The organism is Streptomyces sp. NPDC001270 (assembly GCF_042896695.1).
Classification (GTDB): domain Bacteria; phylum Actinomycetota; class Actinomycetes; order Streptomycetales; family Streptomycetaceae; genus Streptomyces.
This window is the reverse complement of sequence record NZ_JBIAXM010000001.1, coordinates 867025-879655: the sequence shown is the minus strand read 5'-3', so window position 1 is coordinate 879655 and position 12631 is coordinate 867025. Positions and strand designations below refer to the sequence as shown.

General features: G+C 70.7%; 10 protein-coding genes and 2 tRNA genes. 5 read left to right on the top strand and 7 right to left on the bottom strand.

The window, feature by feature from the left end:
* The coding region (locus ACFY2B_RS03920) for a catalase (protein WP_390761498.1) at positions 1–488 on the bottom strand (488 nt) is incomplete at its 3' end.
* 145 nt (positions 489–633) lie between these two features.
* Between ACFY2B_RS03920 and ACFY2B_RS03915 the strand changes: the two genes are divergently transcribed.
* The 4 genes from ACFY2B_RS03915 (at position 634) to ACFY2B_RS03900 (ending at position 3966) form a co-directional block, all read left to right on the top strand.
* The gene (locus tag ACFY2B_RS03915; protein WP_389013555.1) at positions 634–1050 is read left to right on the top strand and encodes a Fur family transcriptional regulator; all 417 of its coding nucleotides are present in this window, start codon (positions 634–636) and stop codon (positions 1048–1050) included.
* A 143-nt stretch (positions 1051–1193) separates the two neighbouring features.
* Positions 1194–1961, top strand: a complete 768-nt coding sequence (locus ACFY2B_RS03910) for an ABC transporter ATP-binding protein (RefSeq protein ID WP_390761497.1) — start codon at positions 1194–1196, stop codon at positions 1959–1961.
* On the top strand, positions 1958–2818 hold the full coding sequence (locus ACFY2B_RS03905) for an ABC transporter permease (protein ID WP_390761496.1): 861 nt from the start codon (positions 1958–1960) through the stop codon (positions 2816–2818). Before ACFY2B_RS03910 ends, ACFY2B_RS03905 begins: the two co-directional genes overlap by 4 nt.
* On the top strand, positions 2815–3966 hold the full coding sequence (locus ACFY2B_RS03900) for an ABC transporter substrate-binding protein (RefSeq protein WP_390761495.1): 1152 nt from the start codon (positions 2815–2817) through the stop codon (positions 3964–3966). The genes ACFY2B_RS03905 and ACFY2B_RS03900 overlap by 4 nt, the downstream gene beginning before the upstream one ends.
* 63 nt (positions 3967–4029) lie before the next feature.
* On the opposite strand, the gene ACFY2B_RS03895 is transcribed toward ACFY2B_RS03900, so the two are convergent.
* From ACFY2B_RS03895 to ACFY2B_RS03880, 4 genes are all read right to left on the bottom strand, one after another.
* A tRNA-Met gene (locus ACFY2B_RS03895) sits at positions 4030–4103 on the bottom strand.
* Positions 4104–5115: 1012 nt separating this feature from the next.
* The gene (locus ACFY2B_RS03890; RefSeq protein ID WP_390761494.1) at positions 5116–7074 is read right to left on the bottom strand and encodes a tetratricopeptide repeat protein; all 1959 of its coding nucleotides are present in this window, start codon (positions 7072–7074) and stop codon (positions 5116–5118) included.
* 225 nt (positions 7075–7299) lie between these two features.
* A tRNA-Met gene (locus tag ACFY2B_RS03885) sits at positions 7300–7373 on the bottom strand.
* Between the two features lie 50 nt (positions 7374–7423).
* Positions 7424–10408 (bottom strand): UPF0182 family protein, encoded by a 2985-nt coding sequence (locus ACFY2B_RS03880; RefSeq protein ID WP_390761543.1) that lies wholly within the window; start codon positions 10406–10408, stop codon positions 7424–7426.
* A 175-nt stretch (positions 10409–10583) separates the two neighbouring features.
* On the opposite strand from ACFY2B_RS03880, the gene ACFY2B_RS03875 reads away from it, so the two are divergent.
* Positions 10584–11129: a PPA1309 family protein gene (locus ACFY2B_RS03875; protein ID WP_390761493.1), complete on the top strand. Its 546-nt coding sequence runs from the start codon at positions 10584–10586 to the stop codon at positions 11127–11129.
* 112 nt (positions 11130–11241) lie between these two features.
* On the opposite strand, the gene ACFY2B_RS03870 is transcribed toward ACFY2B_RS03875, so the two are convergent.
* Together ACFY2B_RS03870 and ACFY2B_RS03865 are read right to left on the bottom strand one after the other, a co-directional pair.
* On the bottom strand, positions 11242–12339 hold the full coding sequence (locus tag ACFY2B_RS03870) for a PDZ domain-containing protein (RefSeq protein WP_390761492.1): 1098 nt from the start codon (positions 12337–12339) through the stop codon (positions 11242–11244).
* Between the two features lie 79 nt (positions 12340–12418).
* Positions 12419–12583 (bottom strand): hypothetical protein, encoded by a 165-nt coding sequence (locus tag ACFY2B_RS03865; protein WP_376534582.1) that lies wholly within the window; start codon positions 12581–12583, stop codon positions 12419–12421.
* Positions 12584–12631 lie beyond the last annotated feature (48 nt).

Here is a 12631-nt window from a genome sequence, read left to right as displayed (position 1 = left end):
TCCCACACGTTGTCGGGCTCCTGGGAGCCGGTGTACGGGTCGCGCTTCTGGGTGTGGATGAAGTCCGGGAACTTCAGAGCGTCCTTGATGAAGAACACGGGGGTGTTGTTGCCGACGAGGTCGTAGTTGCCCTCCTCGGTGTAGAACTTCAGCGCGAAACCGCGCGGGTCACGGACGGCGTCCGCCGCACCCAGGTTGCCGGCCACCGTCGAGAAGCGCAGGAAGGTCTCCGTCTGCTTGCCGACCTCGGAGAGGAAACCGGCGCGCGTGTAGCGGGTGACGTCGGCGGTGACCGTGAAGGTGCCGTACGCACCGGCGCCCCGGGCGTGCACCACGCGCTCCGGAATGCGCTCCCGGTTGAAGTGCGCCAGCTTCTCCAACAGCAGCTGGTCCTGGACGAGCACCGGGCCGCCGACGCCCGCGGTCTCGCTGTTCTGGTTGTCGGCGACCGGAGCACCGGCCTCCGTCGTGAGCGGTCCCTGCGTCACGTGTGCCTCCTGCGTCACTTGCCACTGATCTTGGTCCTTGGCCAAAGCCCAATCCGATCCTACAATGGACATTGTCTAAGTCAAACGTCAATCCAAAGTCACACCTGGTCGCGACCTGGTCGCTTTAACTGGTAGGCTGGTTGTCATGAGTGACCTTCTGGAACGGCTGCGCGGACGCGGATGGCGAATGACCGCGCAGCGCCGCGTCGTGGCCGAGGTCCTGGACGGCGAGCACGTCCACCTGACGGCCGACGAGGTCCACGCCCGAGCCGTCACCCGACTGCCCGAGATCTCCCGCGCGACCGTCTACAACACCCTCGGCGAGCTGGTCTCCATCGGCGAGGTGCTTGAGGTCGCCACCGACAAACGGGCCAAGCGGTACGACCCGAACGCGCACCGGCCGCACCACCACCTGGTGTGCGCCCGCTGCGGCTCGATCCGCGACGTCCACCCGAACGGGAACCCGCTCGCCGACCTCCCCGACTCGGAGCGCTTCGGCTTCACGGTCTCGGACGTCGAGGTGACCTACCGCGGGCTGTGCCCGGACTGCGCGAGCGCCTGACACCCGCCCGACAGCGCCTGTGCGAGCCCCGGCATCGACGGATGCCGGGGCTTTGTGCTGCGTACGGGCTTCCTGAATCTGACGACCCGTCATATGGTCAACGGCGCCCACCAGTCCGTACCGCACTCCGCGAGGAGACGCCCGTGGGAGAGCCGTATCCGAAACTCCGAGCCACCGATCTGACCCGTACCTTCGGCCGAACCCCCCACCCGGTCGACGCCCTCGGCCCCCTTGACCTCACGGTCGCCGCAGGCGAGTTCGTCTGCGTCGTCGGCCCCTCCGGCTGCGGCAAGTCCACGCTGCTGCGCGTCGCCGCGGGCCTGCTGCGCCCCAGCACGGGCACGCTGGAGATCCGCACGACAAGCCCCCACCCGGTCGCCATGATCTTCCAGGACTACGGCATCTACGACTGGAAGACGGTGCAGGCGAACGTGCGCTTCGGCCTGGAGATCCAGCGCGTCCCGCGCCGCGAGGCGAACGCCCGCGCCGCCGACTGGCTGGCCCGGCTGGGCCTCGCCGACTTCGCCCACGCCTACCCGGCGACGCTCTCGGGCGGCATGCGCCAGCGCGTGGCGATCGCCCGCGCCCTGGCGGTGGAGCCCGAACTCCTGCTCATGGACGAGCCGTTCGCCGCACTCGACGCCCAACTGCGCACGATCCTCCAGGACGAACTGCTGGAGATCACCCAGGCGCTGCGCACGACCACCCTGTTCATCACGCACAGCCTGGAGGAGGCGATCGTCCTCGGCGACCGCGTCCTGGTGATGTCCGCGCGCCCCGGCCGGATCATCGCCGAGCACCGGCCGCCGTTCCCGCGCCCGCGCACCGGCGACATCCGCTCGGCCCCCGCGTTCACGGCCCTCAAGGGCGAGCTGTGGGACCTGCTGCGCAAGGAGGCGGTGCCGGCATGACGACCGTGCTGCCCGACCGGGAGGCGGTCCTGGTCCGCCGCCCCGGCGTCCGCGAACTGCAACCGGTCCGCGCCCACCGCAGGCGCCGCGCCCTTGAGCTGTCCCTGGCCGTGGCCGTGCCGCTGCTCCTCGTCCTGCTGTGGCAACTGGCCGCGAGCAGTGCCTGGATCGACGACCGGGTCTATCCGGCGCCGTCCACGATCCTCGCCGACGGCTGGGACCGGGCGGCGGCCGGCGACCTGTGGCCGGACGTCTGGGCGACCCTGCGCCGCGTCCTCGCGGGCTACGCCGTCGGCACCGCGACCGGTTATGTCCTCGGCCTCCTCATGGGATCGCTCCCCCTGGTCCGGGCGGCCCTCGAACCGCTCCTGGACGCCCTGTACGTCGTACCGAAGCTGGCCCTGCTCCCCGTCTTCCTGAACATGTTCGGCCTCGGCGAGGGACCCCAGGTGGCCCTGGTCGCGGCCACCGTCTTCTTCTTCGTCTGGATCTCCACCATGTCGGCGGTGATCGCCGTCCCGGCCGGCCACCGGGACGCCGGGCGGGTCTTCGGTGCCTCGCCGTGGCAGATGTTCCGGCACGTCCTGCTGCCCGCCTCCCTCCCGGCGGTCCTGGTCGGCGCGCGGATCGCGGCGGGCGTGGCGGTCCTGGTGATCGTCGCCTCGGAGCAGATCGCCGCGTCGGACGGCCTGGGCCATCTGATCTTCGACTCGCGCGCGCTGTTCCAGAACGACGTGATGTTCGTGGGGATCGTCTGTGTGGCCGTGCTCGGGGTGCTCTTCTCCGAACTGGTCCGGATCGCGGGCCGGCTGCTCACCCCGTGGGCGCCGCGGGACCGGGGACGGGGGCAGTTATGAGGAACCGTCGCGCATCCCGGCGAGGGACGGCGCTGGCCGTGGTCGCGGCCCTGCTGGCGGCGGCCGGCTGCTCGGCCGCGCGCTCCGGGGACGCCCGGCCGCGGTCCGGCACGGAGCACCGCACGATCCGTCCGGTGGCCGGCTGCGGCACGGCCTCCTGGACGGACCCGGCGGACCTCGCCGCCGACCGCGCGCCGGCCCGCTGCGCACCGCGGGCCCCGGCTGCCCGGCCACTGGCCCAGCGGCGGAAGCTCACCCTCGTCACCGGGACGCTGAGCGCGGAGTACGTCGCACCGCTCCAGGTCGCCGTCGACAAGGGCGAGTTCAAGGCGGAGGGGCTGGACGTCACGCTCCGGGTGCTGCCCACGCCGGACGCGCTGCCGCTGCTGGCCAAGGGGGACGTCGACGCCCTCTGGGCGGCTCCGGAGGCGGCCGTGATGAACGGCATCCGGGGCGGCTTCGACATCAAGTGGGTCGCGGGCAACTTCTCGCCCGACCCGGCGTCGAAGAGCGGGCTGTGGGTGAAGCTGACGGACGGCGAGAGCGCGGCGCGGGTCCGGATGGCCGACCGCACCATGGGCACCATGATCGGCAAGGGTTCGGTGATCGCGTACCCCATGCAGCGCGCCCTGGCCCGGCACGGCGGCGGACTCGACGAGATCCGCTACCAGCAGCTGGGCTCGGCGGACGTGCTCACCGCCCTGCAGAACGGGGGCGTGGACTCGGCGTGGCTCCTCGACCCGGTCTGGCGCCGGGTGGACGGCGAGAGGGGCTACGCGTTCCTGGGCGGCCAGCCCCTCGGGGAGCCGCTGGGCGGCATGCTGTACGGCCCCGCGCTGCTCCAGGACGACGTGGACGCCGGTGTGGCCCTGCTGAGGGCCTACATCCGCACGGTGGACACCTATTTCACCGGCGACTACAAGAGGGACCCGGACTTCGTCGCCTATCTGGCGAAGCTCCTGAAGACGGATCCGACGGTCCTGGAGTCGACACCGTCCCTGCGCATGGACTGGGAGATCAGGTCCGGCACGGTCGCCCGGCTCCAGTCCGCCTACCGGGCGCAGGGCGTCGCCGAAGGCACGGACCTGCCGGAGTCGGAGACGGTGGACCGCGCGCTGTACGAGGAGGCGGCGGGGCACGTCCCTTGACCGGGTCGGACACACACTGAGGGGCCGGAACCCAGTGATTGGGTTCCAGCCCCTCAGTTTCAGTAGCGGGGACAGGATTTGAACCTGCGACCTCTGGGTTATGAGCCCAGCGAGCTACCGAGCTGCTCCACCCCGCGTCGGTGAACACAACATTACGTGAGGGATCAGCCGGGAGGCAAATCGATTCCCGCGGCCCGCCCACGGGGTACCAGGAGCCGGCTCCCGCGCCCGCCGACGGGGGACGACGAACGGCTCCCGGGCCCACCGGACAAGGGACCACGAACAGCTTCCGGACCCACCGGACAAGGGACCACGAACAGCTTCCGGACCCACCGGACAAGGGACCACGAACAGCTTCCGGACCCACCGGACAAGGGACCACGAACAGCTTCCGGACCCACCGGACAAGGGACCACGAACGGCTCACACGGCCCGCTCCCTGGACACCACTGACGATTCCCGCGCCCCGCCCGCAGGGCACCCGGAGCCGACCGCCACGCCTGCGGCGAGGCACCGTGAACCGACCACACGCCTCGTTCGCAGGGCGTGGGGAGCTGATCCCACATGCCCCCTCGCCCACAGGGCTCCCGAAGCCGGCTCCCGCGCCTGCGGCGGCGAGGCACCGTGAACCGACTGAACCGACTCGCGCACCGGGCCTCCCACGGGTTCCTGGTACCCCCGCTGCGGACACCCCTCCGGACGGCCCCGGCCGAACATTCCCGACGCTTCCTGCCGCGCCGCGGTCCGGCGCCGCTCGGCGCAACGAGATCCGGCCCCGCCCTGCACGACGGTCGGGCCTGTCTGACGCGGCACGGTCCGGCGAGGCTCGGCACAACGCGATCCGACCCCACCAGCGTGGCGCGGCACGGTCCGGCGCCGCCGGGCGCAATGCGGTCCGGCCTCATCCGGCCCGGCACGGTCGGACCCCACCTGGCCCGCCCCAGTCCGACCCGGCCCGACCCCGCCCGGCCCGACGCAGTCCGACCCCACCAGCGTGGCGCGGCACGGTCCGGCGCCGCCGGGCGCAATGCGGTCCGGCCTCATCCGGCCCGGCACGGTCGGACCCCACCTGGCCCGCCCCAGTCCGACCCGGCCCGACCGCGCCGGCCCGACGCAGTCCGACCCCACCGGCGCGGCGCGGGTGCCCGCCTACGCGGACAATTCCTCCCGCAGCGCGTCCCTGAGGCGGGCGGCCCGTTTCGCGACCTCCGCCGGGCCCAGCGTCACCGCCCGGTCGGCCCACCGCTGCCCCTCCACCAGGTCTCCCCGGCGGGCGCAGACGAGCGCCAGCCGCAGCGCCGCCCGCCCGTGCCCGGCGTCGGCGGCCCGGGTCCACCACACCGCGGCCTCCGGCTCGCTCCCCTCGCGGGCCAGCAGCAGCCCCAGGTTGAACGCCCCGTTGCGGGACCCCGCCTCGGCCGCCTCCCGGTACCAGCGCGCCGCCTCCACGACGTCGCCGCGCGCGGCGGCCAGCATGCCGACCCGTACCTGCGCACGCCGGTGCCCCTGGGTGGCCGCCCGCTCGTACCATTCCTCGCACTCGGTCTTCTCGTGCACCGACTCGCCCAGTTCGTGCGCGGGCGCCGGTGGCCGCCGCGCGTCCAGCAGGGCGGCCAGCCGGTACGCCGCCTCCGCGTTCCCGGCGCCCGCCGCGGACCGCAGATACCGCTCCGCGTCCTGCTCGTCCCCCTCCCGCAGCCGGACGATCCCGACCTGCAACGCCGCCTCCGTGTGCCCGGCCGCCGCCGCCCGCTCGTAGCACCGCAGCGCCATCCGCGCCTCGCCCCGGCCGGCGTACAGGATCCCCAGGTTGAACGCGGCGTCCACGCTGCCCGACTCCGCCGCCTTGGAGAACCACGGCTCCGCACCGCTCGTGTCGCCGCCCTGCAACAGCAGTACCGCCAGCGCGTTCGCCGCCTCCCGGTGTCCGGCGTACGCGGCCCGCCGGTACCACTGCTCGGCCTGCCCGATCCGCCCCTGCCCGGCGTAGAGCAGCCCGAGGTTGTACGCGCCGTTGTCGTCCCCTGCCTCCAGCGCCGCCCGGTACCACCGCTCGGCGGTCTGCGGCTGGCCGCGCTCGGCGTACAGCGCGCCCAGCGCGTTCGCCGCGTTGCCGTCGCCGTCCTGCGCGGCGCGCAGCCACCACACCACCGCGCTCTCGGTGTCCCCGGCATCCCGCAGCAGGAACCCGAGCGCGCAGGCGGCCCGCGCCTCGCCGTCCTTGGCGGAGGTCAGGTACCAGCGCCCGGCCTCCTTGAGTTCGCCCCGCTTCTCCAGGATCGCCCCGAGTTGCAGCGCGGCACGGCGGTGTCCGCGCGCGGCGGCCTGCCGGTACCACTGCTCGGCCTCGCCCTCGGCCGACGTCCCGGAACCGCCGCCCTTCTTCGGGTCCTCCTCGCCTCCCGCGGCACGGTCCAGCGTGCGCGCGAGCCGGTACGCCGCCTCGCGGTGCCCCCGCTCGGCGGCGGCCCGCATCCACTGTTCGGCCCCGCTCACGCCACGGTGTTCCAGCAGATCGGCGAGCGCGTACGCGCCCAGCACATGGCCCTGTTCGGCGGACTGGCGCAGCCAGTATTCGGCGGCGGGCTCGTCGCCGCGCTCGCGGTGGTGGCGGCCGAGCGCGTGCGCGGCGGCGGACGAACCGGCGACGGCGGCGATCCGCCACCACCCGGCGGCCTCGTCGGGATAGCCGCGCTGGTACAGGAGGACGCCGAGGTTGTTGGCGGCGGCGCGGTCACCGGCGGCGGTGGCGGCACGCAGCTGGGGCTCGGCTCCGTCGAGGTCGCCGCGGCGCAGCAGCATGGCCCCGAGGACGCTCATCGCCTCGACGTCGCCGGCCTCGGCGGCCAGCCGCCGACGCACCTCCTCGGCGAACTCGCCCGCCTCGCCTGCTTCACTGGACTCACCGGTCTCGCCGGTTCCGTCACGGCCGGCGGACGGTACGAGGCCGGAAGACGGCCCGGAACGGACGGACCGTCCGGCACCGAACGGCTCCACGAGGCCGGCAGACTGCCCGTGGCCGGCGGAATGCACGAAGTCGGCAGACTGCCCAAAGTCGGCAGGCTGCGCAAAACGCCCTGTCTCCAACAGACTTGCCTTGTCCCCCATAACGTCCATCGTCGCACCACCTACACCCTGGGTACACCCCGGTATACCGCAGCCTGTGAGGTCACTTCAGCGTTTTGTCGACATGCCCACAGAACGACAAGTCAAACACACATCTGCCAACCCCTCACGGCGGCACGGCGAGCGACGCGTCGGCACATGCGTTCGCCGCGCACGCGCACACGTCGAAGGCCCGGATCCTTTAAGGATCCGGGCCTTCGATTTCAGTAGCGGGGACAGGATTTGAACCTGCGACCTCTGGGTTATGAGCCCAGCGAGCTACCGAGCTGCTCCACCCCGCGCCGTGTTCAGCAACCGTATCACGGAGATCACGGCGCGGGGTACTTCTTGATCAGCCGCCCGGACTCGGACTGCCTCCCGGACTCGGGCTGCCGTCCGCGCTCGGGCTGCCGTCCGGGCTCGGACTGCCGCTCGCACCCGAACCAGCGGCCGCGCCACCGTTCTTGCTGCCGCCGCTCGCGCTGTCCGCTCTGGCCTGCGCCTCGTCGGCCCGGCGCAGCGCGGCCCCAAGGTCCTTCTGCGCCTTGCCGTAAGCCGTCCAGTCGTTGTTCTTCAGCGCCTCCTGGCCGGCGTCGAAGGCTTTCTGAGCGTCCTGGAGCGCTTGTCTGACCGTCGGATCGGACGATGTCGGCGGTGGATTGCCCGTGCCGGTGTCCGGCGGCGGAGCCGAAGCTTCCGCTCCGAACACCACGTTCAGTGCCTCGTCGAGGGTGTCCTCGAAGGCGGTCTTGCCTCCGTAGGTCACCAACACCTTCCGCAGCAGCGGGTACTTGAGTCCGCCACCGCGTACGTAGACCGGCTCCACGTACAGCAGGCCGCCGTCGAGAGGCACCGTCAGCAGATTGCCGTACTCGACCTCCGAGTCGCCGCCCTTGAGCAGCTTGATGGTCTGGGCGATGTTCTCTTCGGAGTTGAACTGGCTCTGCACCTGTTTGGGCCCGTCGACCGTCGTACTCGTCGGCAGTTTCAGGATTCTGATCTTGCCGTAGTCCGGGGTGCCCGCCTCGGCGTCGACCGACATGAAGGCGCTGAGGTTGTCCCGGCCGTTGGGCGTGAACGTCGTGGACAGCGAGAACGCCTGCGACGCCTGGTCGGGCATCCGCATGCTCAGGTAGTACGGCGGCACCGCGTCGCCCGACTGGTTGGTCGGGTCGTCCGGGACCTGCCACACCTCGCTGCCGGTCAGGAACGTCTGCGCGTCCGTGACGTGGTAGCGGGTGAGCAGTTCGCGCTGCACCTTGAACAGGTCCTGCGGATAGCGCAGGTGCGCCATCAGGTCCTTGGAGATGGCCGACTTGGGCTCCACCGTGCCGGGGAACGCCTTCATCCAGGTCTTCAGGACCGGGTCCTGGCCGTCCCACTGGTAGAGCTTGACCTCGCCGGTGTACGCGTCGACGGTCGCCTTCACCGAGTTGCGGATGTAGTTGACCTGGTTCTGCTGGGCCACCACCGCGCGCGAGTTGTTCGCCGCGGTCAGCGAGTCGGCCGTCGTGTCACCGAGGGTCGTGCGCGAGGAGTACGGGTAGCTGTCCGTCGTCGTGTACGCGTCGACGATCCACTGGATGTGCCCGTCCACGACCGCCGGATAGGCGTCGCCGTCGATCGTCAGCCAGGGAGCCACCGCCTCGACGCGCTCCTTGGGCGTCCGGTTGTACAGGATCCGGGAACCGTCGCCGATCGCCCCCGAGTAGAGGATCTGCGGCTCGTTGAACGCCACCGCGTACGCGGCGCGGTTGATCGGATTGGAGAGGCTGACCCCGCTCTTGCCCTGGTAGCTGGTGGTCTTCTCACCGTTGTCGTCAGAGTAGTCGATCTCCTTCTGGGGACCGCCGACGATCGAGTACGTGCCGGTCTTCTCGCCGTAGTAGATCCGCTGCTCGTAGGTGCCGAGGTCGCCCTTGGACGGCAGGTCGGACTCGGTGAAGACCGGGCGTCCCCCGGAGTCGGCCTCGGTGCCCTTGGCGGCGACCACGCCGAAGCCGTGGGTGTAGCGGAAGTGGTCGTTGATCCAGTTGTTCTTCGGGATGCCGGCCAGGTTCAGCTCGCGCAGGCCGATGACGGTGTCCTGCTCCTTGCCGCCCTCGGAGTACCGGTCGACGTCGAGGTTGGTCGGGAACGCGTAGTAGTTCCACATCTGCTGGAGCTGCTGGAACGTCGGCGAGACGATGTTCGGGTCCATGATCCGGATGCTCGCCGTGGAGTCGACGTCGTCGCGCAGTTTCGTCTTGTCCGTGGTGGCGCTCGTGCCGTCGTAGTCGGCGACCTTGGCGTCGTCGATGCCGTACGCCGCACGGGTCGCCGTCAGGTTCTTCTGGACGTAAGGCGCTTCCTTGGCCTGCTCATTGGGCTGGACCTGGAACTTCTGCACGATGGCCGGGTACAGGCCGCCGATGAGGATCGCCGAGAGGACCATCAGGCCGAAGCCGATGAGGGGCAGCTGCCAGGTGCGCCGCCACAGCGTGGCGAAGAACAGCAGCGCGCAGATGGCCGCGATGCAGAACAGGATCGTCTTGGCCGGCAGGTAGGCGTTCGCATCGACGTACCGGAGGCCGGTCCAGTTGCCGGTGGCCTTGAAGTCGCTGGACTTGACGGCCAGTCCGTACCGGTCGAGCCAGTAGGCGACCGCCTTCAGGGCGACGAAGACGCCGATCAGCACCGAGAGGTGCCCGGTGGCCGCGGCGGTGGCGCGCGCGCCCGGGCTGGTGACGCGCAACCCGCCGTACAGGTAGTGGGTGAGCGCGGCGGCGACCACGGACAGGACCACGGCGGCGAAACCGAAGCCCAGCAGGAAGCGGTACCAGGGCAGGTCGAAGGCGTAGAACGAGACGTCGAGGTGGAACTGCGGGTCCTTCTGGTGGAAGGGCACTCCGTTGACCCACATCAGCCAGGTGCGCCACTGGCTGGCCGCGGAGGCCCCGGCGATCAGGCCCACCAGGGCGGTCACGCCGAACAGAAGCCACTTCTTGAAGGGCGCGATGCCCATGCGGTACCGGTCGAGGCTCTGCTGCTCCATGGACATCGCGCTCAGCGGAGGCCGCAGCCGGTGCGCCAGCCAGATGTTGAAGCCGACCGCGATCGCCATCAGCAGACCGAAGACGAAGAACAGTCCGATCTTCGTCCACAGTGTGGTGGTGAACACGGACGAGTAGTGCACCGACCGATACCACAGCCAGTCCGTCCAGAAGCCCGCGAACATGGTGAATGCCATGCCGAGGACGGCAAGAACGCCCAGTGTCATGAGCACGGTCCGGACGCGCCGGGACGGGCGGCCCGCTCTGATCCGTGGCCCCGTCGGGCCTCCGCCACGGTCCGGCATCTGGAAAGCCAAGGTGCGCACCTCGAAGTTCGGTGTTGGTTCGATGTCGTTGCGTCAGGCCCCCGGGTTCGCGGACCGTCCGGTGGGCCCGCAGATCGCGGGCCCACACCTATGCAACTTACTCACGGTTTACGCGGTTCCCGATTCCAGCTGTGAACGAGGCAGGATTGTGACCATGTCCAACACTCCCATGGCAGCGAACCCGCTCACCCAGGCCGTACTCGAGATCGACGAATACGTCTCCGGCCTCGGCTGGGACCAGCCCGCTCGCCTCTTCGCCCTCGTCGACACGGCGCGGCTGCGGGCCGAGGAACCCGCGCTCGCCGCCCAGCTCGACCTGCCGGACGCGCCGGCGGCCCCTTCCGGGCTCACGCCGATCGAGCAGGACGAGATCCCCGCGGACAAGCCGCTCGACGACTTCCTCGGCACCATCGCCTGGCCCGACGCCGTGGCCGGCTGCGCGCTCACGGTGGAGCGTCTGATGCTGCCACCGTCCGTCGAGGCCCAGGTCCCGCAGGGGCTGGACGGGTCGAAGCTGACGGCGTGGGTGGCGAATCACCCCGAGCGCCAGGAGGTCCGGATGACGGTCGCGGTCCTGCGCGACGGCGCCCGTGAGTCGGCCCTGCGGCTGCGCGAGAAGGACACCGCGACGGAGGTGCTCACCGGCCCCGCACTGGTGCCGGGCCTGGCGGACGCGCTGACGGCGACGTTCGAGGACTGACGACGCGGACCCGCGAGGGCCGGCCCGGCTGCCGGACCGGCCCGGATCCGGGACCCCCGGGCCGGTCAGGACCGTCCGCGTCTGTGTCCGGTCAGGGGCGGGGTGCGGCGGCTCAGCCCTTGGTCGTGCACTTCGGGAGGGCGGCCGTGTCCCCGTTGCGGATGTCGGTCAGGGCTCCCAGGGCGTCCTTCATGGTCTTGACCTTCACGAGAGTCAGCCCGCTCGGGGTGTCCTTGGCCGCCGCGGCGCAGTTGTCCGCGGGCGTCAGGAAGTACTGGGCGCCCTTGTCGCGCGCGCCGACGGTCTTCATCTCGATGCCGCCGATCGGCCCGACCTTGCCGTTGTCGTCGATCGTGCCGGTACCGGCGACGAACTTGCCACCGGTGAGGTTGCCGGGGGTGAGCTTGTCGTAGATGCCGAGCGAGAACATCAGACCGGCGCTGGGCCCGCCCACGTCGGCGAGCTTGATGTCGATGGTGAACGGGAAGGTGTGGTCGGTCCCCGCGGAGATCCCCACGATGGCACGCTTGGGACCGGTGTCGTCGGACGCCTTCGTGGTGATCGTCACATCCTGGGTGGCGGTCGGCGTCCGGTGCTCCTTCTCCGCGGCGGCCTGTTCCTTGGCCGGGATGATCGTGAAGGCGACGTCCTGCCCGGGCTTGTGCTTGGTCACCAGTTCCGCGACGTCGGACGGCTGCTTCACCGGAGCGCCGTCCACCGCCTTGATCACGTCGCCGGCGTGCAGCCGGCCCTCGGCGGGCGAGTCCTTGACGACGGTGGAGACGATCACCCAGGACTGCACCGGGATGCCCAGTTCCTTCAGGGCGGCGACCTTGGCGCTCTCCTGGGACTGGCTGAACTCCTCGGCGTTCTCCTGGGTGGACTGCTCCTCGGTCTGGCCCTCCGGGTAGAGCGTGTCGTGCGGCACGACCTTGTCGTCGTGCGCCAGCCAGCCGTAGACCGCCTCGACCAGGTTCATCTTGTAGTCGGCGCTGGTGACCCGGACCGTGGTCATGTTGAGGTGGCCGGTGGCCGGATACGTCTGGTGACCCGAGATCTGCAGCACCGGCTCGCCGTCGTGCTCCCCGAGGGTGTTCACCGTCGGTCCCGGAGACATCTCCGAGTACGGGACGGGAAGGAGCACACCCGCGCACAGGAGCGCGATCAGCATCAGGGTGGAGGCGAGCATCGTCGCGGTGCGGCGTGGCATGTTCCGACACTACGGGACGACACTGTCAGCGCACCGTCAGGGCACCTCTGCCCGGGATCTTGGCCCCCCGCCCGGGATCTCACGAACCGGAGTGGGACTTCTCCATCGCCGCACGGAACCGGGCATAGCCGTCCAGCTCGGGGCCGTCACTACGCGTCTTGCGGGTCCGATTGGCCCAACTCCCCCACAGACCGGCGCCTATCGCGGCGACAAGCGGAATCAGCAACCAGGCGAGCGCCGCCATGCCGACCTCCCAACCCCATGACCGTCCGCAACTTACTGATCAGCAGAT